The organism is Actinomadura scrupuli (assembly GCF_050971785.1).
Lineage (GTDB): Bacteria > Actinomycetota > Actinomycetes > Streptosporangiales > Streptosporangiaceae > Actinomadura_E > Actinomadura_E scrupuli.
Genome location: NZ_JBPCCU010000019.1, coordinates 1 through 24,829 on the forward strand (window position 1 = coordinate 1; position 24,829 = coordinate 24,829).

A 24,829-nucleotide genomic window follows, 5' to 3' on the forward strand; every position below is an offset into this window, starting at 1 on the left:
GGGCGGCCGCCGCCTCACGCTCGGCCCGCCGGCGGGCCCGCTCCTTGCTCATCGGCGCCTCACCAGAACCTCACGGGAGTCTCACCGGCGGCCGCCCGCGGCGCACCACGGCGGGCCATCAGAGGGTGGTCAGCCAGTTGGCCAGCAACTGGGCGCCGGCGTCCCCGGACTTCTCCGGGTGGAACTGGGTGGCGCACAGCGGCCCGTTCTCGACCGCCGCGACGAACCGGTCGCCGTGCTCGGCCCAGGTCACCAGCGGCGGGGCGAACCGGCCGGGCTCCAGCTCCCAGCGGCGCACCCCGTAGGAGTGCACGAAGTAGAAGCGGGTCGCCGGGTCGATGCCGTGGAACAGCACCGACTCGCCGGGCGCGTCGACGGTGTTCCACCCCATGTGCGGCAGCACCGGAGCGTCGAGCCGCTCGACGGTGCCGGGCCATTCGCCGCAGCCCTCGGTGCTCACGCCGTGCTCCACGCCCTTGCCGAACAGGATCTGCATGCCGACGCAGATGCCCAGCACCGGGCGGCCCCCGGCCAGCCGGCGGCCGATCAGCTGGTCGCCCCGGACCCGGAGCAGGCCCTCCATGCAGGCGGCGAACGCCCCGACCCCCGGCACCACCAGGCCGTCGGCGTTCAGCGCCGCGTCGAAGTCGGACGTCACCGTCACGTCGGCGCCGGTGCGCGCCACGGCCCGTTCCGCCGAGCGCAGGTTTCCCGACCCGTAGTCGAGCACCACGACCCTGGAGCTCACAGTCTCAGCACCCCTCCGGCGATGGCCAGCGCGGCGGCGATGAAGGCGAGCACCGCCAGGGCCTTGATGCCCTGCCGGAGCGCGCTGTAGACCCCGGCGAGAAAGAAGACCCCCACCGCCAGCAGGAAGATCGAAAGCGTGGAGACGTCCTGCCCGAACAGGTTCACAGGGCCCCTTTCGTGGAGGGGATGCCGTGCACCTTCGGGTCGAAGGCGACCGCGTCGCGCAGTGCCCTGGCCAGGGCCTTGAACTGCGCCTCCACGATGTGGTGGGCGTTGCGGCCGTACGGCACGTGCACGTGCAGGGCGATCTGGGCGTTGCCGGAGAACGACTCCAGGATGTGCCGGGTCAGCGTCGTGTCGTACTCCGGGCCGATCATCGGCGCCATGCCCTCGGGTTCGCTGTGCACCAGGTAGGGCCGGCCGGACACGTCCACGGTCACCTGGGCCAGTGCCTCGTCCAGCGGGATGGACGCGTCGGCGAACCGGCGGATCCCCGCCTTGTCGCCCAGGGCCTGCCGGAACGCCTGGCCGAGCGCGATGGAGGTGTCCTCGATCGTGTGGTGGCTGTCGATGTGCAGGTCTCCCTGGGTCTTGACGGTCAGGTCGAAGGAGCCGTGCTTGCCGAGCTGGGCGAGCATGTGGTCGAAGAACCCGACCCCGGTGGCGATGTCCACCTCACCGGTGCCGTCCAGGTCGATCTCCACGAGGACCGAGGTCTCCTTGGTCCCGCGCTCGACCCTGCCCTTGCGATTCACAGGCTCTCCTTCAGAGCGTCACGAAATGCGGCCATCTCCTGCGGGGTCCCCACCGACACGCGCAGCCAGCGCGGCGGCCCGACCTCGCGGATCAGCACTCCGCGGTCCAGCATCGCCTGCCAGACGGCGCGCCGATCGTCGAAGAGGCCGAACAGCACGAAGTTGGCGTCGGAGTCGGCCACCGTGAACCCCTCCGCCCGCAGCCACTCCACCAGGGAGTCGCGTTCGCGGCGGAGCGTCTCCACCGCGCCGAGCAGCTCCTCACCGTAGGCGATGGCGGTGCGTGCCACGGCCTGGGTGACGGCGGACAGGTGGTACGGCAGCCGGACCAGCTGCAGCGCGTCGACCACGGCGGGGTCCGCGGCGAGGTAGCCCAGCCGGGTGCCGGCCATGGCGAACGCCTTGGACATGGTCCGGGTCACGATGAGCCGGGGGTTGCCGGGCAGCAGCTCCAGGGCGGAGGGGGTCCCGGACCGGCGGAACTCCCCGTACGCCTCATCGACGACCACCATGCCGGGCGCGGCCTCGACGACGGCCTGGATCGCCGCCGGCGGCAGCGCCGTGCCGGTCGGGTTGTTCGGTGAGGTCAGGAAGACCACGTCGGGCCGGTGCTCCGCGATGGTGGCGATGGCCCGCTCCGGTGCCAGGCCGAAGTCCTCGTCACGGTGGGCGTCGATCCACGTCGTGCCGGTCACATGGGTGATGATCGGGTGCATGGAGTACGACGGCTCGAAGCCCAGCGCGGACCGGCCGGGCCCGCCGAACGCCTGCAGGATCTGCTGGATGATCTCGTTGGAGCCGTTGGCCGCCCACACCTGCCGGGCCGTCAGCCCCGCTCCCGGCGTGTCGTCGTTGAGGAAGGCCGCGAGGTCGGTGCGCAGGGCCACCGCGTCCCGGTCGGGGTAGCGGTTCAGCGACCCGGCCACCTCGGCGACCGCCTCGCCGAGCGCCTTCACCAGCCGCGCGGACGGCGGGTAGGGGTTCTCGTTGGTGTTGAGCTGGACGGGGACGTCGAGCTGGGGCGCTCCGTACGGCGTGCGGCCCCGCAGGTCGTCGCGGATGGGGAGATCATCGATCGAGGTCACGACGGGAGCTCCCAGCCGAAGCGCGCCTTCAGGGCGGCACCGTGCGCGGGCAGGTCCTCGGCCTCGGCCAGGGTCACCACCCGAGCCGTCGCCTCCGCCAGGGCGGCCTCGTCGTATTCCACGACGTGGACGCCGCGCAGGAAGGTCTGCACGGAGAGTCCCGAGGAGTGGCAGGCACAGCCCCCGGTGGGCAGTACGTGGTTGGACCCGGCGAGGTAGTCGCCGAGCGAGACCGGCGCGTGCGGCCCGACGAAGACCGCGCCCGCGTTGCGGACCCGGGCCGCGAGGTGCCGGGCGTCGGCGGTGTGGATCTCCAGGTGCTCGGCCGCGTACGCGTCGACGACCTTGAGGCCCGCCTCGAGATCGTCGACCAGCACGATGCCGGACTGGCGCCCGGCCAGCGCCGCGGTGATCCGCTCGGTGTGCTTGGTCCGGGCGACCTGCTGCCGCAGCTCCTGCGCCACCCGGGCGGCGAGCTCCTCGGAGTCGGTGACCAGCACGGCGGCGGCGAGCGTGTCGTGCTCGGCCTGGCTGATCAGGTCGGCGGCCACGTGCACCGGGTCGGCGGTCTCGTCGGCCAGGATCGCGATCTCGGTCGGGCCGGCCTCGGAGTCGATCCCGATGACGCCCTTGAGCAGCCGCTTGGCGGCCGCCACCCAGATGTTGCCGGGCCCGGTGACCAGGTCGGCGGGGGCGCACTCCTCGGTGCCGTAGGCGAACATCGCGATCGCCTGGGCGCCACCGGCGGCGTACACCTCGTCGACGCCCAGCAGCGCGCACGCGGCCAGGATGGTGGGATGCGGCAGCCCGCCGTGCTCCTTCTGCGCCGGGGAGGTGACGGCGAGCGACCCGACCCCCGCCTCCTGCGCCGGGACGACGTTCATGACGACGCTGGACGGGTAGACGGCCTGGCCGCCGGGGACGTACAGCCCGACCCGCGCGACGGGCACCCAGCGCTCGGTCACGGTGCCGCCCGGCACCACCTGTGTGGTGACGTCGGTACGGCGCTGGTCGTGGTGGACCAGCCGGGCCCGCCGGATGCACTCCTCCAGGGCGTCCCGCACCGCCGGGTCGAGGGCGGCCAGCGCCTGGTGGATCTCGGCGACCGGCACCCGGGTCGTCTCCAGGTCGACGCCGTCGAACCTGGAGGTGTAGTCCCGGACGGCCGCGGCCCCCCGATGGCGTACGTCGTCGCAGATCGGCCGCACCTTCTCCAGGGCGGCCTCGACGTCGAGCTCGGCGCGGGGCAGCACGGCGCGCAGGTCGCCCGGGAGCGAGCCGCGCAGATCCAGACGGGATATCACCAGGCCAGTCTATGAAGAACGGCCGGTCACCCGTGCGTCATCTCGGTCGGTGAGACGGGCGAGTCGCGCCTCACACCCGGAGGGTCCCCTCCAGAACGGTCACGGCACGGCCGGCCAGCGTGACCCGGTCTCCGCGCACGGTCACCCGGACCGTCCCGCCGCGCCCGGAGGCCTGGTAGCCCAGGAGCGTGTCGCGGCCGAGCCGGTCCGACCAGTAGGGCGCCAGCATGCAGTGGGCGGAGCCGGTCACCGGATCCTCGTCCACGCCGACGGCCGGCCCGAAGAACCGCGACACGAAGTCGTACGACCCGGAGCCGGGCCCGGGGTCCGGGGCGGCGTCCGGCCCGGGGTCCGGGGTGGCCGGGGCGGTGACGCAGACGCCGCGGGCGTCGATCCGGGCGAGGGCGGCCAGGTCGGGGGCCAGCTCGCGTACGGCCTTCTCGTCGCCGAGGAGCACGAACAGATCGTTCTGGGCGTTCCGGCCGGCCTCGGCGACGGGCACGCCGAGCGCCCCGGCCAGGCCCGGCGGAACCTCGGCGGGCCAGGCGGGCTGGGCCGGGAAGTCCATCTCCAGCAGGCCGCCGGAGCCGGGCTCCCGGGCCGGGCGGACGGTGAGCACCCCGCCGCGGGTGCGGAACCGGATGGTCGCGCCGGCGGGGACCGTACCGGTCTCGTACAGGGCGTGCGCACTGGCCAGGGTGGCGTGGCCGCAGAGGTCGACCTCGACCGCGGGGGTGAACCACCGCAGCTCGTAGTCGGCCTCCAGGCCGGTCTCCGGGGCGGCGTGAGGGGCGGGCCCGGGGCCAGTCTCGAGGGCGGCGAGCGGGCGGAGGAAGGCCGTCTCCGCGTGCCGCATCTCGGCCGCGACCGACTGCATCCAGCCGGCGTCCGCGGGGCCGTCCAGCAGGCAGACGCCCGCGGGGTTGCCGGCGAAGGGCCGGTCGGTGAAGGCGTCGACGACGAGGATCCGCATACCGGAACTGTAGGCGTTGCGGTGGTGCGATCAACCGTGGGTCGTCACCGTCGGCGGCAGCGGCGCGAGGCCGTCCACCGATGAGGCCGGCACGGACGAGGCGGGCTCGGACGAGATCGGCACGGACGGGGCCCGCGGGGACGAGGCCGGCGCGGGAGCGGCGTCCCAGACGTAGCGATCCCAGCGCCGCGGGCGCCCCATGATCCAGCCCAGGATGAATCCGACGAACAGGCTCGCGAAGCCCATGATGAAGACGTTCAGCCACATGATGGCGGCCTCCGGAAGAGGAACCGGCGAGTGATGTCACCGGCCCGTGGCCGCCCCGCGAGGGACGCCCCGGGTGCGCCTGAGACTAACCCCGCATACCCCTGCGAGGTGGAGCATCGGTGTGAAGTGGCCACTGCTGACCAGACCGCATGCCCCGTTCGGGTGTGGTCACCGGCCTGGGCACCGGCATTTCCGGCCCGGCGCCTTTACGTTGTAGATCAGATCCTGGTTCCCGGGGAGGCGTAGCCTGAAGGGGTGAACGAGCAGCTGCCCCTGTTCCCGCTGGGCACCGTCCTGTTCCCCGGCCTGGTGCTGCCGCTGCACGTCTTCGAGGAGCGCTACCGGCTGCTGATCCGGGACCTCCTACAACGCCCCGAGCCGCACCGGTTCGGCATCGTCTCGATCGAACCCGGCCAGGTGGCCGGCGACGAGGGCGCGCTGGAGGGCCGGCCCGAACCCGGCCCGGGGCTGGCGATGGTGGGGTGCACCGCCGAGGTGCACGGGGTGATCCCGCACGCCGACGGCCGGTTCGACGTCGTCACCGTCGGCGGCAGGCGGTTCGACGTCACCGGAATGGACGATTCCCTGCCGTACCTGCGCGCCGACGTGGAGTTCCGCCCGGACTGCGCGGGGCCGGACCCGGGCCCGGCCGCCCGGCGGGTGACCCGGCTGTTCCGGCTCTACCGCGGCCGGCTCGCGGAGGCGGGGGCGGAGGTCCGGCGGCCGGTCGAGCTGCCGCCCGATCCGGTCCGCCTGTCGTATCTCGTCGCCGCCGCGGTGGTGCTGGACCGGGCCGAGAAGCAGCGGCTGCTGGAGGCCGAGGACGCGACCGCCCGGTTCCGGCTGGAGGAGGAGTTCCTGCTCCGCGAGACCCGGCTGCTCGACGCCCTCCCCGCGGTGCCCGCCTCCCCGTTCCTCGACGACGTCATCAACCCCAACTGACCGGCCACGGCCGCCGGCGCATCGAGATGATCGCCGCGGCCCGGGCAGGCACAATGTCCCCATGGGCAAAGCCAGGACGGCCGGCGGGAAGGGCACACCGGCGACCGTCGCCGCCACCCGGGCCGGGATCGAGTTCACGCTGCATCCGTACGAGGCGGATCCGGACGCCGACTCCTACGGGGAGGCGGCCGCGGACGCGCTCGGCATTCCGCACGAGCAGATCTTCAAGACCCTCGTCGCCGAGGTCGACGGCGCGCTCACCGTGGCGGTGGTGCCGGTCGCGGCCACCCTCGACCTGAAGGCGCTGGCCGCCGCCGCGGGGGGCAAGAAGGCGCAGATGGCCGATCCGCACACGGCCGAGCGCACCACCGGCTACGTGCTCGGCGGGATCAGCCCGCTGGGCCAGCGCAGGCGCCTGCCCACCGTCGTCGACGCGTCGGCCTCAGGTCTGGCGACCCTCTATGTCTCGGCCGGTCGGCGCGGCCTGCAGATCGAGCTTTCCCCCGCCGACCTGATCCTGCTGACCGGGGCTCGGACCGCCGCCATCGCCCGCCGCCACTGACTCGCCGGGTCCGACCCGCTTGGCCACGTCGGTCGCCTCCAGCAGCCCGAAGGTCACGAGCGCGACGAAGGGCCAGCACACCAGCACCCCGCGCGCGGTCAGCTCCGCGGGGCCGTCGAAGACCCGGGTCCGGTCGCCGGCGCGCACCATGCGGTGGAAGGTGTCCAGGCCGATCTGATGCCCGACCCGCCAGGCCAGGAGGGCGGCGACGACCCCGCCCACCATGAGTCCCGCGACGAGGGCGAGATCGTTGTCCCGGCCGGCGGCCAGGTAGGCCACGATCCCGCAGGCCAGCCCGAGCCCCGCGGTGATCAGTGCGAACCTGCCGTCGGTGCCGATCAGTGCGGGCGATTCCGGGTCGACCAGAAAGACCTTGCCCTCCACCGAGACGTATTTCACATGCGGGGAGATCGCCGCCCACAGCAGGCCGGCGAGGGCACCGAGCACCGCCGTCACCGCGACGGTCACCGCCGCGATCCGCAGCTGCCGTCGCAGTCCCGCCAGCGCGTCCATCGCACTCCCCTCTGCCGGGGGGCGGCCCCCTCACCGTTCCGCAGGCCATCGGCCGTCTGTGATCGCAGCGTAACGCTTTTCATTCCAAGATCCACGATCGGCCCCGGCGGGGCCGCCTCACCGGCGAACGGCGCGGCTGAGATGCGGCTGAGATAACGTGACCGGCATGTCTGGATTCAGCCCGGCATTCGATCGGCTCGGCTCGGCGCTCGGCGCGGTGGTCCTGCAACAGCAGGAGACACTGGCCGAGTTCCTCCCCCGCGAGGATTGGAGTGCCGACCTCGCCGAACGCACGTACACCAGCGGCGGGGTCACCGTCCGCGTGTCGTTGCTCGGCAGCTACGCCGGACGGGAGAAGACCTGGCTGTGGGGGTGGGCCAACCCCCAGTTCGGCCCCGATCACCCCGCGGTCCGGCCCACGCTGAGCGTCCAGGAGATGGGCGAGCGGCTGGGCGTCCCGGAGCTCACCACTCCGGAGGTCGACCTGTCCTGGTACGAGGGGCCCGCCGGCCACGGCGGTGAGCTCATCGCGATGATCGCCGCCGGGCTGCTCGGCGGCGGGGGCTACATCGGCGCCGGCTACGACGGCGGGTCGGCGTACCTGCACGTCGACGATCCGGCGGTCCCGCCGGCCGCCTGGGACCCGGTCCCGGTGCCCCGGCTGATCATCAACGCGGCCACGCTGTTCACGGGCGATCCGCACCTGACCCTGGCCCGTTTCCTCAGCCATCACCGGGTGCCCTACCGCCAGTCCGGCGGGGTGACCGAGGCCCGGATTCCCGGCGGCGGCACCGCCCGCGCGCTGTTCGACGACGAGGGCCGCTTCGTCAGCTGGGAGGCCGGCCTCAGCGTCGGGTGACCCGCACGCACGAATCGTGCGATCGGCGCAGGGCACCGATCGCACGATCGTGGCGGGGTCGAGGAAGCGGGAACGAGCGGGGCTCAGAGCGGCCTGGGAGCGCCCTTGCCCGGCCCCTCGCCCCACTGGGTGACGCAGTAGGTGATCGGGATGTTCCCGTGCAGGCCGTCTCCGCCGATGACGTACGGCTCGCTCCACCGGCCGCCGGTCAGCTTGGCGTAGGTGATCCCGTCGATGTCGATCATCACGCCGACGCGGGAGGGGGTCCCGGGACCGCGGTCGCAGATGGTGAAGGCGGCGCGCTTGCCGTGGTACTCGATGTAGCCCTTGGTGCCCATGGGCCAGCTCGGGCTCGCGAAGCAGCCCTCCCGCATGGGGGTCCCGGAGGCCGGGGCGCCGGTGTCGCCGTTGCCGGAGCCGCCGGTGTCCCAGAAGTAGGAGCCCAGGGTCTGGTTCTGCAGCAGGACCACCGGCAGGTCGGCCTTCGCGCGGGAGGCGGTCTTGACGCCCGGGGCGGACTTCTGCGCGGCCCGCTCGGCCTTGGCGGCGGCCTTCACCGCCATCTTCATCGCCATGGGGGAGGTCAGGCGCGGGGGGGCCTGTTCGCGGGGGGCGAGGTCGGTCACCGCGGCGACGTGGTCGACCGCGGGCAGGGTGACCTCGGGCACGGATGCCTGGGGGGAGGAGGTCTCGTGGTGGTCGAGAGCCGTGGCTCCGAGGCCGACGGCGCAGGTGGCCGTACCGGCCAGGATCAGCCGGGTGAGTCGCTGCCGCATGATTTCCCATCTCTCGGTGGACATGACGCAACGACTCCGCGTGGGGCTGTGAAGAAGGCGGAGCGACCCCCGGCAGAGCAGGGGTGACCGTCGGGTGCGGTGTCCAGATCCGCGTGCCTGACATCCCGGGAAGGCATGCGGCCTTCCGGCGGGGCTCGATCGCCCTCGACCATGGGATGTCGGCGGCCCGCTGACGCGTATGTGGATCCCGGGCCCGAGAACGGCCCCGGAGCGTCAGCCGGCGTGGGTGCTCCCTGCTTGGGGCGCAGGGAGTGACGGCTTTGCGTTTCTACCTATTAAGGAAGATCTCGGTACTTCCCGGTCGAGTCTAGGCATTGAAAGGGTAAAAGGCTATATATCGGACAGCCTAAACGGTAGATCTTTCCCGGCCGAGATCACCGACCGTGACCGGCCCCGCGCGGCCGCCGGGCGTGCTCACCCCATCAGGCAGGCCGGTCCCAGGAGCTGCTTGAGATCGCCCATCAGCGCCGGCGAGGGGGTCACCCGGAGCTTGTCGTCCAGCCGGACCACGGTCGTACGGGGACCGTTCTGCAGGTGCAGGTGCACCTCGCTGGAGCCCGGATGGGTGATGAGGACCTCCTTCAGCCGCTCCACGACCGGCGGCGTGCAGCGCCCGATCGGCATCGCCACCGAGAGCGGGCCGAACATGTCGCTGATGGTGAGGTCGGGCTGGGTGACCTCCATCGCGATGATCTTGGGTACGTCCTCGCGCTTGTCGATCCGGCCCCTGACGACCAGCACCGCGTCCTCGGCCAGCAGGGTGGAGCACAGCTGGTAGGCCGAGGGGAAGGCCATCACCTCGATGGAGCCACCGAGATCCTCCAGCGAGAACATCGCCCAGGAGTTGCCCTGCTTGGTGACCTTGCGCTGCAGGCCGGACAGCAGCCCGCCGATGGCCACGATCTGGCCGTCCGGGCGGTCCCCCTCGGCGGTGAGCGCGGAGATGGAGCAGTCGGTCTCCTTGGCCAGGATGTGCTCGACGCCCAGCAGCGGGTGGTCGGAGACGTACAGGCCGAGCATCTCCCGCTCGAAGGCCAGCAGCGTGGTCTTGTCCCACTCCCCCGCCGGGATCTCCACGGTGAACGCCTCGTCCGCGGAGCCGCCCTCGTCGATGGCACCGAACAGCGAGTCCTGGCCGATCGCCTCGTTGCGCTTGACGTCGATGACCGAGTCGATGGCCTGTTCGTGCACCATGACCAGGGACTTGCGCTCGTGCCCGAGGTCGTCGAAGGACCCGGCCTTGATGAGGGACTCGACGACCCGCTTGTTGCACACCACGGGCGGCACCTTGCGCAGGAAGTCGTTGAAGTCGGCGAACCGGCCCTTCTCCCGGCGGGCCGCGATGACGCCGTCCACGACGTTGTCGCCCACGTTGCGGATCGCCGACAGCCCGAAGCGGATCTCGGTGTCACCGCGCGGGGTGAAGTCCGCGTCGGACTCGTTGACGTCCGGTGGGAGCACCGTGATGCCCATCCGGCGGCACTCGTTGAGGTAGAGCGCGCTCTTGTCCTTGTCGTCCTTGACGGAGGTGAGCAGCGCCGCCATGTACTCGGCGGGGTAGTTGGCCTTGAGATAGCCCGTCCAGTACGAGACCAGGCCGTACCCGGCGGTGTGCGCCTTGTTGAAGGCGTAGTCGGAGAACGGCAGCAGGATGTCCCACAGGGCCTTGATGGCTGCCGCCGAGAACCCGTTGTCCTGCATGCCCTTCTCGAAGAACTCGAACTGCTTGTCCAGCTCGGACTTCTTCTTCTTGCCCATGGCGCGGCGGAGCAGGTCGGCGCCGCCGAGCGAGTAGCCGGCGACCTTCTGCGCGATGGCCATGACCTGCTCCTGATACACGATCAGGCCGTGGGTCGTGTCGAGGATCTCCCGGAGCGGCTCCTCCAGCTCCGGGTGGATCGGGGTGATCTCCTGCTGCTTGTTCTTGCGCAGCGCGTAGTTGGTGTGGGAGTTCGCGCCCATCGGGCCGGGCCGGTACAGCGCCAGGACGGCGGAGATGTCCTCGAAGTTGTCGGGCCGCATCAGCCGCAGCAGACCGCGCATGGGGCCGCCGTCCAGCTGGAACACCCCCAGGGTGTCACCGCGGGAGAGCAGCTCGTAGGTCTTGACGTCGTCCAGCGGCAGCTCGAGCAGGTTGACCTTGATGCCCTTGTTGAGCTCGATGGCCTTGACCGCGTCGTCCATGATCGTGAGGTTGCGCAGGCCCAGGAAGTCCATCTTGAGCAGGCCGAGCGACTCGCAGGTCGGATAGTCGAACTGCGTGATGATCACACCGTCGGAGTCCCGGCGCATGATCGGGATGTGGTCGGTGAGCGTCTCGGCGCTCATGATCACTCCGGCGGCGTGCACGCCCGTCTGCCGGATCAGGCCCTCCAGGCCCTGGGCCAGGTCGAGCACCTGCTTGACGTCGGTCTCCTCCTCGTACAGCTTGCGCAGCTCGCCGGCCTCGCTGTAGCGCGGGTGCTTGTCGTCGAAGATGCCGGAGAGCGGGATCTCCTTGCCCATGACCGCGGGCGGGAACGCCTTGGTGAGGCGGTCGCCGAGGGCGTAGGGGAAGCCGAGGACGCGGGAGGCGTCCTTGATCGCGGCCTTGGCCTTGATGGTGCCGAAGGTGGCGATCATGGCGACCTTGTCGGCGCCCCACTTCTCGGTGACGTACCGGATCACGTCACCGCGCCTGCGCTCGTCGAAGTCGATGTCGACGTCGGGCATGGAGACGCGCTCGGGGTTGAGGAAACGCTCGAAGATCAGCCCGTGCGGCAGCGGGTCGAGGTCGGTGATGCCCATGGCGTAGGCCGCCAGCGAGCCCGCCGCCGACCCTCGCCCCGGGCCCACCGCGATCCCGTTCTTCTTCGCCCACATGATGAAGTCGGCGACCACGAGGAAGTACGAGGGGAAGCCCATCTGCAGGACGACGCCGATCTCGTACTCGACCTGGCGCCGGTGCTCCTCGTCGATCCCGTCCGGGAAGCGCCACTCCATGCCGCGCTGGACTTCCTTGCGGAACCAGGTCTCCTCGGTCTCCCCCTCGGGAACCGGGAAGATCGGCATCAGGTTGCGGTACTCGAACATGCCCGCCGGGTCGACCCGCTCGGCGATCAGGAGCGTGTTGCGGCAGCCCTCGGCCCAGATGTCGGAGCCGTCGATGGCGCGCATCTCGTCGGCGGTCTTGAGGTAGTAGCCCGAGCCGTCGAACCGGAACCGGTCCGGATCGGCCAGTTGCTTGCCGACCTGGACGCACAGCAGCGCGTCGTGCGCCGCGGCCTCGCTCTCGCGGGTGTAGTGGCTGTCGTTGGTGACGACCGGAGGGATGCCGAGCTTCTTGCTGATCTCGACCAGGCCGTCACGGACCCGGCGCTCGATGTCGAGCCCGTGGTCCATGATCTCGAGGAAGTAGTTGTCCTTGCCGAAGATCTCCTGGTACTTCGCCGCCGCCTCGACGGCCTTGTCGAAGTGGCCGAGCCGCAGCCGGGTCTGCACCTCGCCGGAGGGACAGCCGGTGGTCGCCATCAGCCCGTCGGCGTGCTGGGCGATCAGCTCGTCATCCATGCGGGCGTACTTGAAGACGAAGCCCTCGGTGAACGATCTCGACGTCAGCTTGAACAGGTTGTGCAGGCCGGTCTTGTCACGGGCCCAGAGCGTCTTGTGGGTGTAGAGACCGCCACCGGACAGGTCGTCGCGCTTCTGGCTCGGCTCGCCCCACTGGACGCGCTTCTTGTGGAACCGCGACTCCGGGGCCACGTAGGCCTCGATGCCGATCACGGGGGTGACGCCCGCGTCCATGGCCTGCCTGAAGAACCCGTTGGCGCCGTGCATGTTGCCGTGGTCGGTCATCGCGATCGCCGGCATCTTCTGCCGTTCGACCTCGGCGAACATCTGCTTGAGTCGCGCTGCGCCGTCGAGCATCGAGTACTCGGTATGAACGTGCAGATGCACGAACGACTCAGACACGCGCGGCTCCTTCGGGACGGGTTCGACTCAGCAGCCTAAGCCGTCACACAGGTCACCGCGAGGCAGACACAGCCCTCACCGCGAGGCGGGCACAGACCGCTCGCGCCGACCGGAACCCCGCGCACGCCGGAGGGATCACCGGGCCCGGCCAGGAGGACCGGTCCCGCCCGCCGGCCCGGAACGAGATCGAACCGATATCCCGTTCCGGCGCGCCATGGAACGTCCCAATATTAAGGTTGTCACTATTTTTCGTGTCCGGGCTCGTGCTGGTGGGAAGTGAACGTTAAGGTCTGACGGGAGCGAGCGCGGGACGGCCGCGGCCGGTCCCCCCGTACGAGCAGACCGCCCGGCCGCCGCCCCATGTCCGTACGGCACGAACGCTGAAGGAAAGGGCGCCATGACCCCTGAACCGGACATCTCCGCGGGCGTGCCCGCCCCGGCCAGCCGCAACCCGTTCGCGTACGCCGGCCGTTCCGGCGGCTGACCCGTCGAGAGGCCGATTCACGGTGACCGGACGTCAGCGGGACCAGGACGTACTGGAACAGCTCGCCTACCTGCACGGGGCCACCCTGCGCATCGGCGCCGGCATGGACGCCGACCAGGCCGTCCACGCCCTGTGCGAGACGGCGATCCCGCGGCTCGCCGACTTCGCCACCGCCTACCTGCTGGAGACCGCGATGGCCGAGGACGGGCTGCCGCACCCGTGTTCGGGGGACATGCTCGTCCGCCAGGTGGCCGTGGCCGAGGACGGCTGGGAGCAGATCCTGGTCGGCAAGACGCCGCTGCACGACCTGTCCGGCCCGTTCGCGGAGACGATGACCACCGGCCAGACGGTCGTGTGGCCCGCGCACGACGACCACCGGCGGGCCGCCGACCTGGGCTGCCTGCTGCCCAGCGGATGGAACGGCTTCCTGCTCATCGCCCCGTTCCGGTTCGACGACCGGGTCCAGGGCTTCGCCGCGCTGTTCCGCGCGCCCGGGCGGGGGCCGTTCGACGACACCGATCTGCTGACCGCGACCCTGATGGTCGACCAGACCGCCCTGAGCGTCCACAACGCGCACCTGTTCCAGCGCGAGGCGCACATCGCCGACGCGCTCCAGCGCAGCATGCTGCCCAAGTGCCCGCCGGTGCTGCAGGGGGCGGAGGTGGCCTACCGCTACCTGCCGAGCAACCCGGCCGCCCAGGTCGGCGGCGACTGGTTCGACGCCATACCGCTGCCGGGCAGCCGGGTGGCGCTGGTGATCGGTGACGTCATGGGTCACGGTGTCGCCTCCGCCGCCGCCATGGGCCAGCTGCGGACCGCCTCCCGCACCCTCGCCGCCCTGGACCTCCCTCCCGACCAGGCCCTGCGGCACCTGGACGACCTGGCCCGGCAGCTCGGCGAGAACCACCTCGCCACCTGCATCTACTGCGTCTACGATCCGGTGCTCCGGCGGTGCACGATCGCCAACGCCGGGCACATCCCGCCCGTCCTCGTCCACCCCGACGGCGCGGCCGAGATCATGCGGCTGCCGCCCGGCGGGCCGATCGGGCTCGGCGGGATCGCCGCGGTGGCGTTCGAGTCGGTCGAGGTCAGGGCCCCCGACGACGGCCTGATCGTGTTCTGCACCGACGGGCTGGTCGAGTCCCGCTGCCGGGACCTCGACGACGGGCTGGCCCGGCTGTGCCGCAGCCTGACCCACCCGGCACACGATCTCGACCGGCTCTGCGACGACGTGCTGGAGGCCCTGCGCACCGAGGAACGCGAGGACGACGTCGCGCTCCTGGCGGCCCGCTTCCGGGGCATCCCCAGCGAGAACATCGCCCAGTGGATCATGCGCCCGCATCCCCGGACCGCCGCGCAGATCCGCTGCGTGATCCGCAGCACGCTCGAGAGCTGGGGGCTCACCGAGTACTGCGAGACCGCGGCCCTGCTGGTCACCGAGCTCGTCAGCAACGCGATCCGCTTCGCCTCCCGCCCCATCACGGTCCGGCTGATGCGGACGGAGGCGCTGCTGTGCGAGGTCACCGACGACGACCACAGGCTGCCGGTGCTGCGCGACCCCGGCGAGACCGACGAGGGCGGCCGGGGTCTCTACCTCGTCAGCCACCTCGCCGGCCGGTGGGGCGCCAGCCGTACGACGTCCGGTAAGGCCGTCTGGTTCGAGCTCGCACTGCCATGACGGCGATCGGATCCGGGGCCGGGCCGCTGACGGGCCTTCCGCCGCTGGACGGCCGGCTGCTCCTGGACGCGCCGGCCCGCTCCCGGGCCGCCGACGACTTCGGGCACCTGGTGAGCCGGCGGCCGCTCGCCGTGCTGGTGCCCGGATCGGTGCGCGACGTGCAGGTGCTGCTCCGCCACTGCCGCGGGCACGGCCTCCCGGTCGCCGCCCGCGGCCAGGGCCATGCCACCCATGGTCAGGCCCAGGTGGCCGGCGGCGTCGTCGTCGACATGAGCGCGCTGCGGGAGGTGCGGGTACGGGAGGGCGCCGTCGTGGCACAGGCCGGCGCACGCTGGAGCGACGTGCTCCGGGAGACCCTGCCGCGCGGGCTGACCCCGCCGGTGCTGACCGACTACCTCGAGCTGTCGGTGGGCGGCACGCTGTCGGCCGGCGGCATCGGGGGCGCCACCGGGCACCACGGGTCGCAGGCCGACAACGTCCTGGAGCTGGAGGTGGTCACGGGCACCGGCGAGCACGTGGTCTGCTCCCCCGCCCGGGGGTCGGATCTGTTCCGCGCCGTGCTCGCCGGGCTGGGCCAGTGCGCCGTCATCGTCGGCGCCACGATGCGGCTGCTGCCGGCCCCCGCCACGGTGCGGCGCTACCGGCTCCGCTACCCCACGGCTCCCGCGCTCATGGCCGGCCAGCGCCGGGCCGCCCGCGACGGCCGGTTCGACTCCCTCCAGGGCCAGATCCAGCCGTCCCCCGACGGCTCCGGCGGCTGGTGCCAGGTCCTGGAGGCCGTGGCCTTCCACCGGGGATCGGTGCCTCCCGACGACGCGGCCCTGCTGGCTGATCTGGGCGATCTGGGCAGCGCCGGAGGTGGCGTCGTCCGTGGTGGCGGTGGTCGCGGCGGTGAGACCGGCACGCGGGAGATCGCCGATCTCTCCTATGCCGCCTTCCTCGACCGGCTCGCGCCCTCCGTGGCCGAGCTGACCGCGGCCGGCGAGTGGTCGCGCCCGCACCCCTGGTGGAACGTCTTCCTTCCCGACCCGGAGGCGGACGCCTTCGTCTCCGCCGTCCTGGCGGACCTGACCCCCGCCGATCTCGGCACCGGCGGCGTGATCCTGCTCTACCCGTTCCGCCGGCCGCCGGTCCGGGTGCCCTTGCTCCGGGTCCCCGCGGGGCGCCTGGCGTTCCTGTTCGCGCTGCTCAGGACGGCCTCCGCCGATGCCACGGACCCCGCAGCGATGATCGAGGCCAACCGCGGCCTCTACCGGCGGGCCGGTGCCCTGGGCGGCACGCGATACCCCGTTGGCTCCGTGCCGATGAGCCGGTCCGGCTGGCGCCGGCACTTCGGCCCCGCCTGGCCGGCGTTCGCCGCGGCCAAGCGCCGCTACGACCCCGGCGGCATCCTCGCCCCCGGGCAGCGGATCTTCACCTAGCGGCAGGGCCCCGGGTGTCGTGCCGGGTCGTGCGCACCGGCTCCCGCCGCCCCGGCGTCCCCGAGAACCCCGCTCCCGCGCGTCCGGCGACCTTGCGCTCGGCCCCCTCGAGCTCGGCCACCTCCAGGCCGGCCTCGATGACCGCGCTCATGATCCGCGCCAGCCGGTCCCGGCCCAGCCGGGGGGCGTGCCGGGCCATCGCCTCGACCACCTGCCGCTCCCGGCGCGGATCACGGCCGGCGAAGCCGCCCACCGGCTTGAGCCGCTGCACGATCCCGGCCAGCTCGGCGCGGCGCTGCAACAGCGCGGCGAGCTGGGCGTCGATCCGATCGATGGCGGCGCGGGCCTCCGCCAGTGTGGTGATCTCCTGGCCCGTCGGCTCTCCGGTCATCCCGGTCCTTCCTTCGGCGGCCGTCCGGCCGTGGAAGGCGGCCGGACGCGTCCTGGCTGGACACGCAGAAGGCAGAGCACCCACCAGCGTGTGCTGAGGGCTCTGCCTTCGCCGGCTCCGGGGTCGTCGCTCAGGTCGAGTCGACCGGCTCACCCAGAGCCGGCGACGTAAACCCGAAACGGCTCTCCATGCTGGTTACTTTACGTGACATCCAGGGTCGTCCGCCACTTCGCGGACAGCCGTCTCACGAACCGAGACGCATTGACTAAGCTGCCCCGCAGACCCGCCTACTTGGGAGACACCGTGACAGAGCCCGTGCAGAAACTCATCGTGATCGGGTTCAACGAGCCGCTGAAGGCCAGCGAGTTCCTGCTCGCCGCCGTGCGCATGCAGGGACACGAGCAGATCAAGCTGCATGACGCGGTCTTCATCGAGCGCTCCCCCGACGGCCGCTCGGCCGTCCGCGAGACGCAGGACCTGACCCCGGGCAAGGGCGCGCTGGGCGGCGCGATGTGGGGCCTGCTCATCGGCACCCTGTTCGGCGGCCCGATCGGCGGTCTCATCGGCGGCGCCGCGTCCGCGGGCGGCGGCGCGCTGCTCGGCAAGCTCATCGACACCGGCATCAAGGACGACAAGATCAAGGCTCTGCGCGACGCCGTGCCCCCGGGCAACACCGCCCTGGCGCTGCTGGTCAGCCACCTCTCGCTCGGTGACCTGCAGCGTGAGCTCGAGCGCTTTCCCGGCGCGACCCTGGTCCAGTCCGACCTGCCCGAGGCCGCGGTGCACGCCGTGCGGGTCGCGCTGGGTGAGATCGAGGACTGACGCGCCCGACCCTGGCGGGACGGGCCGCACGCGGCCCGTCCCGCCGCCGCCCCGGCCCGTCCGCCGCCGCCCCAGCGCGTGCCACCGCTCCGGCCTGAGCCGTCCGGAGCCGGTGAGCGGGTGGCGTCCGCTCAGGACTCGTCGCGGACGATCTCCAGGGCCGCGGCGAGCTCGGCGGGGTAGGGGCTCTCGAACTCCACCCAGTGCCCCTGGGTGGGGTGCTCGAACCCGAGCCGCACCGCGTGCAGCCACTGCCTGGTGGCGCCCAGGCGGGCGGCGAGCGTCGGGTCGGCGCCGTACATCAGGTCACCCACGCAGGGATGCCGGATCGCCGCCATGTGCACCCGGATCTGGTGGGTCCGCCCGGTCTCCAGGTTGATGTCGAGCAGGGTCGCCGCCCGGAACGCCTCGATCGTGTCGTAGTGCGTGACGGAGGGCTTGCCGCCGGCGACCACCGCGAACCTCGCGCCGTCGGAGGGGTGCCGGTCGATCGGGGCGTCCACGGTGCCGCGGAAGGGGTCCGGGTGCCCCTGGACGAGCGCGTGGTAGCGCTTGTCGATCCGGCGCTCCTTGAACGCCAGCTTCAGCCGGGAGTAGGCGACCTCGCTCTTGGCCACCACCATCGCGCCGGTGGTGTTGGCGTCCAGGCGGTGCACGATGCCCTGCCGCTCGGCCGCCCCGCTGGTCGCGACGGTGTGCCCGGTGCCGAGCAGGCCGCCGATCACGGTCGGGCCGGTCCACCCGGTCGTCGGATGGGCCGCGACCCCGATCGGCTTGTCGACCACCACGAGGTCGTCGTCCTCGTAGAGGATCCGCATCCCGGGGACGGGCTCGGGGACCGCGACGGGCGCCGAGGGAGGCGGCGGCAGCGTCACCTCGAGCCAGGCCCCGGCGTGCACGCGGTCCGACTTGGCCACGGCCTTGCCGTCGACCAGGACGTCGCCCGCGGTGATCACGTCGGCGGCGCGGGCGCGGGACAGGCCGAAGAGCCTGGCCAGCGCGGAGTCCACCCGCTCGCCTTCGAGGCCGTCGGGAACCGGGAGGCTGCGCATGTCCGCCATCTCAGGACTTCCGGTCCGGGGGCGGCGGCGCGTCCTGCCGGGCCGTCCCGCCCGGATCCGCGTCCGGCCGTCCGGCCGCCGTGTCCGCCGGCCGGTCCACCGCCGTGTCCGTCCGCGTGTCCGCCGGCCGGTCCGCCGCGGTGTCGGCCCTGGTCTCCGCCGCCGTGGGCGCGCCCGTGGCGCCGGCCGTGCCGCCCGTCCCGGGATCGGCCTCCTCGGAGGGGGCACGGGTGCCGTCGAGCTGCAGGCCCTTCGCGGCCAGCAGCACGGCGATCAGCCCGCCGCAGACGATCGCCGAGTCGGCCAGGTTGAACACCGGCCAGTGCGGCAGCTCGATCCAGTCGACCACATGGCCCCGCAGCGGCCCCGGAGAGCGCAGCAGGCGGTCGACGAGGTTGCCGGTCGCCCCGCCCAGCAGCAGCCCCAGGGTGATCGCCCAGGGCAGGCTGCGCAGCCGCCGGGCGGTCCGCAGGATCGCGATGATCACGCTGACCGCGATCAGGGTGAGGACGAGCGTCATCCCGGTGCCGATGGAGAACGCCGCGCCGCTGTTGCGGGTGACCCGCAGCGTCAGCAGCCCGCCGAGGAGCCGGATCGGCGGACGGTCCGGCAACTGGGCGACGACGACGACCTTGGAGACGATGTCCAGGGTCAGGGCTGCCGCGGCGACCGCGAGCAGCACGGCCACACGGCGCGGCCGGATCACCCGCTCCGGAGACCCGGCACCGCTTTCTTCTGGGTTCGTGGCGCCGCTCAGCGACGCTCCTCGCGTTGTTTGCATGTCACACACAGGGTCGCACGTGGAAAGGCCTGCAGGCGCGCCTTCCCGATCGCCTTACCGCACGATTCGCACACACCGTACGTTCCGGCCTCGATCCGCTCGAGGGCCCGCTCGTTCTGGGCGAGCAGGTCACGGGAGTTGTAGGCGAGCGACATCTCGTGCTCGCGCTCGTAGGTCTTGGCCCCGATGTCGGCCTGGTCGTCACCCGCCCCGTCGGTGGAATCGCCCTCGGCGATCTGCGACTCAGCGGTGGCGATCTCCAGGCCGAGCTCGTAGATCTCGTCCTGCAGGCGGGCCCTGATCTCCGTCAGCTCCGACCCCGTCCAGCGGTCCTCGCCCGCCCGGACCGGCAGTGACCCGGCGGTCTGCTCGGCCACGGCCACCACGGTGGCCGCCCCCGCGGCTGGTTTCGTCCCCGGTGAAGACGTGCGGCTACCCCGGGCGGTATTGCTGGAGGACATCTCGTCCCCCCCGGCGCCGGCCATGTCGGGCCCCCTCGCGCTGATCTTCTCGACAGGCAGTGCGGGCAGCATAGGTCTCCGTTCGTCGGACGGCAAACAACAGGGGTTTGTCACAGGCGGCATATGCCCCGTAACGACGCGTCAGGAACCCTTCAGTCGGTCGATCATGAGAGTGACCTGCGCCACATCGGCCTCGATCTCGACGACCTTGTCCCGGCTCGTACGCCCGCTCACCAGCCGTACCTCGCGGCGCCGGAGACCCAGCGCGCCGGCCACGGCCCGCAGCGCCGCCTCGGTCGCCCGGCCGTCGACCGCGCGCGCCGTCACCTTGACCACCAGCGCGTCGCCATGGGCGCCGCCCACCTGGGTGCGGGCGCCGCCGGGCCGGACGCGGATCGCCACCCGGACCCCCATGATCGCCTCCAGACATGATCAAGGTGAGAAAACCTGTCGGAGCCGCACCTCTCCTGGCCGTACAATCGTGCCAGTCGGCAAGGCGTTGATGGGACACCTGCCGTCGTGAGCGGTCATGAGCGATCCGGGGACGGTGCGAGCCCGGAGGCGAGCCCGGCGGTCTGATCACCCGGAGCCGCCGGAAGAACGGTCCCAGGCGGTTCCAGGGGCCCAGTAGACCCGGCAGCCACACGCAGGACAGCACAACGAAGCGGGCCGTGCCGCACGCGCACGGTCAAGGAGGGTGGTACCGCGGGGCGCGCAGCCTCGTCCCTCCGGGTCCCCCCAGGGGCGGTGCCGCGAGCCTGGCCGCAGTATCTCCACTGGGTCCGTGCATTCCCGTGGAGGTCCACCCGTGAGTGAACAACAGGAGCGGCGCACGATGCGCGCGCTGCCCGCCCAGGTCGACCTGCCCGCCGTCGAGCACGACACGCTCCGGCGCTGGCAGGAGGGCAAGATCTTCGAGCGCTCGCTGGAGCGCAACGCCTCCGGCCCCCGCTGGGTCTTCTACGAGGGGCCGCCGACCGCCAACGGCATGCCCGGCGTGCACCACGTCGAGGCCCGCGTCTTCAAGGACGTCTTCCCCCGGTACAAGACCATGAAGGGCTACCAGGTCCCGCGCAAGGCCGGCTGGGACTGCCACGGGCTGCCCGTCGAGGTCGCGGTGGAGAAGGAGCTGGGCCTCTCCGGCAAGCCGCAGATCGAGGAGTACGGCATCGCGGAGTTCAACGCGCGCTGCCGGGAGTCGGTGCTCCGCCACACCGACGCCTTCGAGGAGCTCACCGAGCGGATGGGCTACTGGGTGGACCTCTCCCAGGCCTACCGCACCATGGACCCCGCCTACGTCGAGTCCGTGTGGTGGTCGCTCAAGGTCATCTGGGACAAGGACCTGCTGTTCTCCGACCACCGGATCACCCCGTACTGCCCGCGCTGCGGCACCGGCCTGTCCGACCACGAGCTGGGCCAGCCCGGCGGATACGAAATGGTCAGCAGCCCGTCGGTCTACGTGCGGATGCCCGTGACCGCGGGCCGGTTCGAGGGGACCGACCTGCTGATCTGGACGACCACGCCGTGGACGCTGGTCTCCAACACCGCCGTGGCGGTCAACCCCTCGGTGACCTACGTCGTCGCGGAGAAGGAGGGCGAGCGCCCGGTCATCGTGGCCGAGCCGCTCCTGGAGGCCGCCCTCGGCGAGGGCTGGACGGTCCGTGAGCGGCTGTCCGGGTACGACCTGGAACGCACCCCGTACGCGCGCCCCTTCGAGCTGGTGGACATCCCCGGCGCGCACTACGTGGTGCTGGCCGAGTACGTCACCGTGGAGGACGGCACCGGGCTGGTCCACCAGGCGCCCGCCTTCGGCGCCGACGACCTGCAGATCTGCAAGCGGTACGGGCTGCCCGTGGTCAACCCGATCGGCCCGGACGGGCGGTTCCTGCCCCAGGTCCCGATGGTCGGCGGGGTCTTCTTCAAGGACGCCGACGAGGACCTCACCGCGGACCTGCGCTCCCGCGGCCTGCTGCTGCGCGGCACCCACTTCGAGCACAGTTACCCGCACTGCTGGCGCTGCCACACGGCGCTGCTCTACTACGCGCTGCCCGCGTGGTACATCCGCACCACGCAGATCAAGGACCGGCTGCTGGCCGAGAACGAGAAGACCAACTGGTTCCCCGAGACGATCAAGTGGGGCCGCTTCGGGGACTGGCTGCGCAACAACGTCGACTGGTCGCTGTCGCGGTCGCGCTACTGGGGCACGCCGCTGCCGCTGTGGATCTGCTCGGCGGACGACTCCCACGTCACCTGTATCGGCTCGCTGGCCGAGCTGGGCGAGCTCGCCGGCCGGAACCTGTCGGCGCTCGACCCGCACCGGCCGTTCGTCGACGACGTCACCTTCCCCTGCCCGACGTGCGGCGCCACCGCCACCCGGGTCCCCGACGTGATCGACGCCTGGTACGACTCGGGTTCGATGCCGTTCGCCCAGTGGGGCGCCCCGCAGCACGACCAGGAGACCTTCGAGCAGGCCTACCCGGCGCAGTTCATCTGCGAGGGCACCGACCAGACCCGCGGGTGGTTCTACTCGCTGATGGCGGTCGGCACCCTGGTCTTCGACCGGTCGTCGTACGAGAACGTGCTCTGCCTGGGGCTGATCCTGGCCGAGGACGGCCGCAAGATGAGCAAGCACCTGGGCAACGTCCTGCAGCCGATGCCGCTGATGGAACAGCACGGCGCCGACGCGCTGCGCTGGTTCATGGCCTGCGCGGGGTCGCCGTGGGCGGCCCGCCGGGTCGGCCACGCGGCGCTCGAGGAGATCGTCCGCAAGGTCCTGCTGACCTACTGGAACACCGCCTCCTTCCTGGTGCTGTACGCCAACGCGGCCGCCGCCCAGGGCGACGCCTGGACCCCGGACCGGCTGGCCGAGGCGCCGGCACCGGCCGACCGGCCGCTGCTGGACCGCTGGGCGCTGGCCGAGCTGAACCGTACGGTCGCCGAGGTGGACGCGGCGATGGAGCAGTACGACACCGCGCAGGCCGGGCGGCTGCTGGCCGAGTTCGTCGACGACCTCTCGAACTGGTACGTGCGCCGGTCCCGGCGGCGGTTCTGGGAGGGGCCCGGCTCCGCCGAGGGCGCGGCGGCCTTCGCGACGCTGTACGAGTGCCTGGAGACGCTCACCCGCCTCATGGCCCCGATCGTGCCGTTCGTCACCGACCACGTCTGGGACGTGATCCGCCCGGCGGGATCGCCCGAGTCGGTGCACCTCGCCGACTGGCCGCAGGTCCGGGAGGACCTGCTCGACGACGAGCTGACGGCCCAGATGGCGCTGGTACGGCGCCTGGTCGAGCTCGGCCGGGCCGCCCGGGCCTCCAGCAGCGTGCGCACCCGGCAGCCGCTGGGCCGGGCGCTGGTGGGCGCCTCCGGCTGGGCCGCACTGCCGGCGGCCCTGCGCGCCCAGATCGCCGAGGAGCTCAACGTCCAGTCCTTCGAGGACCTGTCCTCGATCGGCGGAGACCTGGTGGAGTACGAGGTGAAACCGAACTTCCGCGAGCTCGGGCGGCGCTACGGCAAGAACACCCCGAAGGTGGCCGCGCGGGTCACCGCGGCCGACCCGGCCGGGCTGGTGCGGGCGCTGCGCGACACCGGCTCGGTCACGGTGGACGCCCCGGAGGTCGGCGCGGTCGAGCTCGGCCCGGACGACGTGATCGTCACCGAGCGGCCGCGCAGCGGCTGGGCCGTCGAGAGCGCCGCCGGTGAGACCCTGGCGCTGGACCTGTCGGTCACCCCGGAGCTGCGCCGCGCCGGGATCGCCCGGGAGGCCGTGCGGCTGCTCCAGGACGCTCGCAAGAACAGCGGCCTGGAGGTCACCGACCGCGTCGACCTGTGGTGGACCTCGAAGGACCCCGAGGTCACCGAGGCCCTGCGGGAACACGACGGCTACCTCGCGCTCGAGGTGCTCGGCACCATCCACCCCGGCGGGGAGCCCCCCGCCGACGTGGTCGCCGCCGTGCCCTCCCGCCAGGACGAGGACCTGCGGCTGACCTTCTGGCTGCGCAAGTCCTCCTGACCCCGCCAACCCCAGGACCCCGCCCTCCCGTGATCACGGGAGGGCGGGGTCACCCCGTGATCACACCCGGCACGTGATCCGGGGATGGCTCCGCGCCCACCCCGTGTCACGCCCGGACCCACTCCGTGATCATGCAATCGTTCGACGAACGATTGCATGATCACGAAGAGGTGAGGGCTTGGACGCGACACATCGTGTGCGGAATGATGGCCTCGTGGACCTTCCAGAGCAGCAGCCCGCACCGGCCGACCCCTCCCGGTTCCGGGCCTCCGACGCAGATCGCGACCGGGCCGCCGACCAGCTCCGCGAGGCGCTCGCCGAGGGCCGGCTGAGCCCCGAGGAGCACGCCGAGCGGATCGAGCTGGTCTACTCCGCCAAGACCTACGCCGAGCTGACACCGGCCCTGGAGGACCTCCCGGTCACGGCCGCCGGCCCGGCGCCCACCGTCGCGGGCGCTCCGAAGGATCTTCCCGCGCCGGCCCGTGAGCCAGCCAGCGTGGTGGCGATCTTCAGTGGGGCGGAGCGCAAGGGCCGCTGGCTGGTCGAGCCGCACACCAACGTCTTCACCATGTTCGGCGGAGTGGAGCTCGACTTCCGCGAGGCGGTGCTCACCCAGCGCGAGGTGACGATCAACATCACCTGCATCTTCGGCGGCGTCGACGTCAAGGTGCCGCCGGGCGTCCGGGTGATCGACTCCGGGATGGCCATCTTCGGCGGCCGCTCGGTCTCGGGCGGGGATCCCGACGACCCCAACGCCCCGGTGATCCGGATCGCCGGGTTCACGCTGTTCGGCGGCGTCGACGTCAAGCGCAGGCCGCCCAAGGGGGCGGGCGGCGACTTCCGGGACCGCCTGCGCGAGCAGCGCGAGCAGATCCGCCAGCGGCGCGACGAGCGCCGCGACCACCTCCGGGCGCTCCGCGACGCGCACCGCAGGGACCGCCGCGAGCGCTGACGGCCCCGCGA

At 72.1% G+C, this 24,829-nt stretch carries 23 protein-coding genes; 8 read left to right on the plus strand and 15 right to left on the minus strand.

What is annotated here, in order from left to right; translation table 11 throughout:
* Positions 1-118 precede the first annotated feature (118 nt).
* The 7 genes from hisH to ACRYCC_RS43270 all read right to left on the minus strand — a co-directional run bounded on the left by hisH (position 119) and on the right by ACRYCC_RS43270 (position 5,134).
* Positions 119-748, minus strand: coding sequence for an imidazole glycerol phosphate synthase subunit HisH (gene hisH, locus ACRYCC_RS43240; RefSeq protein WP_433820037.1), 630 nt, complete (start codon positions 746-748; stop codon positions 119-121).
* Positions 745-915: a hypothetical protein gene (locus ACRYCC_RS43245; RefSeq protein ID WP_433820039.1), complete on the minus strand. Its 171-nt coding sequence runs from the start codon at positions 913-915 to the stop codon at positions 745-747. The genes hisH and ACRYCC_RS43245 overlap by 4 nt, the downstream gene beginning before the upstream one ends.
* Positions 912-1,505 carry an imidazoleglycerol-phosphate dehydratase HisB gene (gene hisB, locus ACRYCC_RS43250; protein WP_433820040.1) on the minus strand — a complete coding sequence of 198 codons (594 nt, stop codon included), beginning with the start codon at positions 1,503-1,505 and terminating at the stop codon, positions 912-914. Before hisB ends, ACRYCC_RS43245 begins: the two co-directional genes overlap by 4 nt.
* Positions 1,502-2,590, minus strand: coding sequence for a histidinol-phosphate transaminase (locus tag ACRYCC_RS43255; protein WP_433820041.1), 1,089 nt, complete (start codon positions 2,588-2,590; stop codon positions 1,502-1,504). Before ACRYCC_RS43255 ends, hisB begins: the two co-directional genes overlap by 4 nt.
* On the minus strand, positions 2,587-3,894 hold the full coding sequence (hisD, locus tag ACRYCC_RS43260; RefSeq protein ID WP_433820042.1) for a histidinol dehydrogenase: 1,308 nt from the start codon (positions 3,892-3,894) through the stop codon (positions 2,587-2,589). The genes ACRYCC_RS43255 and hisD overlap by 4 nt, the downstream gene beginning before the upstream one ends.
* 70 nt (positions 3,895-3,964) lie before the next feature.
* Positions 3,965-4,867 (minus strand): PhzF family phenazine biosynthesis protein, encoded by a 903-nt coding sequence (locus ACRYCC_RS43265; RefSeq protein ID WP_433820043.1) that lies wholly within the window; start codon positions 4,865-4,867, stop codon positions 3,965-3,967.
* A gap of 30 nt (positions 4,868-4,897) precedes the next feature.
* Entirely contained in the window at positions 4,898-5,134 is a 237-nt protein-coding gene (locus ACRYCC_RS43270) for a hypothetical protein (protein ID WP_433820044.1), read from the minus strand.
* Positions 5,135-5,389: 255 nt separating this feature from the next.
* Between ACRYCC_RS43270 and ACRYCC_RS43275 the strand changes: the two genes are divergently transcribed.
* Together ACRYCC_RS43275 and ybaK are read left to right on the plus strand one after the other, a co-directional pair.
* Positions 5,390-6,076, plus strand: coding sequence for an LON peptidase substrate-binding domain-containing protein (locus tag ACRYCC_RS43275; protein ID WP_433820045.1), 687 nt, complete (start codon positions 5,390-5,392; stop codon positions 6,074-6,076).
* Between the two features lie 61 nt (positions 6,077-6,137).
* Positions 6,138-6,638 carry a Cys-tRNA(Pro) deacylase gene (ybaK, locus tag ACRYCC_RS43280; protein WP_433820047.1) on the plus strand — a complete coding sequence of 167 codons (501 nt, stop codon included), beginning with the start codon at positions 6,138-6,140 and terminating at the stop codon, positions 6,636-6,638.
* Here the strand turns inward: ybaK and ACRYCC_RS43285 are convergent.
* Positions 6,519-7,151, minus strand: a complete 633-nt coding sequence (locus ACRYCC_RS43285; protein WP_433820048.1) for a hypothetical protein — start codon at positions 7,149-7,151, stop codon at positions 6,519-6,521. The two genes, ybaK and ACRYCC_RS43285, sit on opposite strands and share 120 nt — an antisense overlap.
* Positions 7,152-7,317: 166 nt before the next feature.
* Here ACRYCC_RS43285 and ACRYCC_RS43290 point away from each other — a divergent pair, with 166 nt between their 5' ends.
* Complete coding sequence (locus ACRYCC_RS43290) at positions 7,318-8,010, plus strand: DUF6882 domain-containing protein (RefSeq protein WP_433820049.1); 693 nt, start codon at positions 7,318-7,320, stop codon at positions 8,008-8,010.
* Between the two features lie 83 nt (positions 8,011-8,093).
* Here ACRYCC_RS43290 and ACRYCC_RS43295 read toward each other — a convergent pair whose 3' ends face one another.
* Together ACRYCC_RS43295 and dnaE are read right to left on the minus strand one after the other, a co-directional pair.
* Positions 8,094-8,786, minus strand: coding sequence for a dsRNA-binding motif domain-containing protein (locus ACRYCC_RS43295; RefSeq protein WP_433820050.1), 693 nt, complete (start codon positions 8,784-8,786; stop codon positions 8,094-8,096).
* A 435-nt stretch (positions 8,787-9,221) separates the two neighbouring features.
* A complete protein-coding gene (gene dnaE / locus ACRYCC_RS43300) occupies positions 9,222-12,758 on the minus strand; it encodes a DNA polymerase III subunit alpha (RefSeq protein ID WP_433820051.1) in 3,537 nt (1,178 codons plus the stop codon).
* Between the two features lie 506 nt (positions 12,759-13,264).
* On the opposite strand from dnaE, the gene ACRYCC_RS43305 reads away from it, so the two are divergent.
* The gene (locus ACRYCC_RS43305) at positions 13,265-14,920 is read left to right on the plus strand and encodes an ATP-binding SpoIIE family protein phosphatase (RefSeq protein WP_433820052.1); all 1,656 of its coding nucleotides are present in this window, start codon (positions 13,265-13,267) and stop codon (positions 14,918-14,920) included.
* Positions 14,917-16,341 (plus strand): FAD-binding protein, encoded by a 1,425-nt coding sequence (locus ACRYCC_RS43310; RefSeq protein ID WP_433820053.1) that lies wholly within the window; start codon positions 14,917-14,919, stop codon positions 16,339-16,341. Before ACRYCC_RS43305 ends, ACRYCC_RS43310 begins: the two co-directional genes overlap by 4 nt.
* On the opposite strand, the gene ACRYCC_RS43315 is transcribed toward ACRYCC_RS43310, so the two are convergent.
* A complete protein-coding gene (locus ACRYCC_RS43315) occupies positions 16,334-16,732 on the minus strand; it encodes a chorismate mutase (RefSeq protein ID WP_433820054.1) in 399 nt (132 codons plus the stop codon). The two genes, ACRYCC_RS43310 and ACRYCC_RS43315, sit on opposite strands and share 8 nt — an antisense overlap.
* 303 nt (positions 16,733-17,035) lie before the next feature.
* On the opposite strand from ACRYCC_RS43315, the gene ACRYCC_RS43320 reads away from it, so the two are divergent.
* A complete protein-coding gene (locus ACRYCC_RS43320) occupies positions 17,036-17,554 on the plus strand; it encodes a DUF1269 domain-containing protein (RefSeq protein WP_433820056.1) in 519 nt (172 codons plus the stop codon).
* A 131-nt stretch (positions 17,555-17,685) separates the two neighbouring features.
* On the opposite strand, the gene ACRYCC_RS43325 is transcribed toward ACRYCC_RS43320, so the two are convergent.
* The 4 genes from ACRYCC_RS43325 to ACRYCC_RS43340 all read right to left on the minus strand — a co-directional run bounded on the left by ACRYCC_RS43325 (position 17,686) and on the right by ACRYCC_RS43340 (position 20,271).
* Complete coding sequence (locus ACRYCC_RS43325; RefSeq protein WP_433820058.1) at positions 17,686-18,615, minus strand: RluA family pseudouridine synthase; 930 nt, start codon at positions 18,613-18,615, stop codon at positions 17,686-17,688.
* 1 nt (position 18,616) lies between these two features.
* Entirely contained in the window at positions 18,617-19,321 is a 705-nt protein-coding gene (gene lspA / locus ACRYCC_RS43330; protein WP_433820059.1) for a signal peptidase II, read from the minus strand.
* Positions 19,322-19,368: 47 nt separating this feature from the next.
* Entirely contained in the window at positions 19,369-19,773 is a 405-nt protein-coding gene (locus ACRYCC_RS43335) for a TraR/DksA family transcriptional regulator (protein ID WP_433820060.1), read from the minus strand.
* A 225-nt stretch (positions 19,774-19,998) separates the two neighbouring features.
* Positions 19,999-20,271: a DUF167 domain-containing protein gene (locus ACRYCC_RS43340; RefSeq protein ID WP_433820061.1), complete on the minus strand. Its 273-nt coding sequence runs from the start codon at positions 20,269-20,271 to the stop codon at positions 19,999-20,001.
* Between the two features lie 421 nt (positions 20,272-20,692).
* Between ACRYCC_RS43340 and ileS the strand changes: the two genes are divergently transcribed.
* Positions 20,693-23,866: an isoleucine--tRNA ligase gene (gene ileS, locus ACRYCC_RS43345; protein WP_433820081.1), complete on the plus strand. Its 3,174-nt coding sequence runs from the start codon at positions 20,693-20,695 to the stop codon at positions 23,864-23,866.
* Between the two features lie 214 nt (positions 23,867-24,080).
* Positions 24,081-24,818 (plus strand): DUF1707 SHOCT-like domain-containing protein, encoded by a 738-nt coding sequence (locus ACRYCC_RS43350; protein WP_433820062.1) that lies wholly within the window; start codon positions 24,081-24,083, stop codon positions 24,816-24,818.
* Positions 24,819-24,829: the final 11 nt, after the last annotated feature.

Bases quoted from the DNA above. Each gene is read 5' to 3' on its own strand.
- ACRYCC_RS43265 (WP_433820043.1), bottom strand. From the start codon at position 4,867: ATGCGGATCCTCGTCGTCGACGCCTTCACCGACCGGCCCTTCGCCGGC.
- ACRYCC_RS43270 (WP_433820044.1), bottom strand. From the start codon at position 5,134: ATGTGGCTGAACGTCTTCATCATGGGCTTCGCGAGCCTGTTCGTCGGA.
- ybaK (WP_433820047.1), top strand. From the start codon at position 6,138: ATGGGCAAAGCCAGGACGGCCGGCGGGAAGGGCACACCGGCGACCGTC.
- ACRYCC_RS43285 (WP_433820048.1), bottom strand. From the start codon at position 7,151: ATGGACGCGCTGGCGGGACTGCGACGGCAGCTGCGGATCGCGGCGGTG.
- ACRYCC_RS43290 (WP_433820049.1), top strand. From the start codon at position 7,318: ATGTCTGGATTCAGCCCGGCATTCGATCGGCTCGGCTCGGCGCTCGGC.
- ACRYCC_RS43295 (WP_433820050.1), bottom strand. From the start codon at position 8,786: ATGCGGCAGCGACTCACCCGGCTGATCCTGGCCGGTACGGCCACCTGC.
- ACRYCC_RS43310 (WP_433820053.1), top strand. From the start codon at position 14,917: ATGACGGCGATCGGATCCGGGGCCGGGCCGCTGACGGGCCTTCCGCCG.
- ACRYCC_RS43315 (WP_433820054.1), bottom strand. From the start codon at position 16,732: ATGACCGGAGAGCCGACGGGCCAGGAGATCACCACACTGGCGGAGGCC.
- ACRYCC_RS43325 (WP_433820058.1), bottom strand. From the start codon at position 18,615: ATGGCGGACATGCGCAGCCTCCCGGTTCCCGACGGCCTCGAAGGCGAG.
- ACRYCC_RS43340 (WP_433820061.1), bottom strand. From the start codon at position 20,271: ATGGGGGTCCGGGTGGCGATCCGCGTCCGGCCCGGCGGCGCCCGCACC.
- ileS (WP_433820081.1), top strand. From the start codon at position 20,693: ATGCGCGCGCTGCCCGCCCAGGTCGACCTGCCCGCCGTCGAGCACGAC.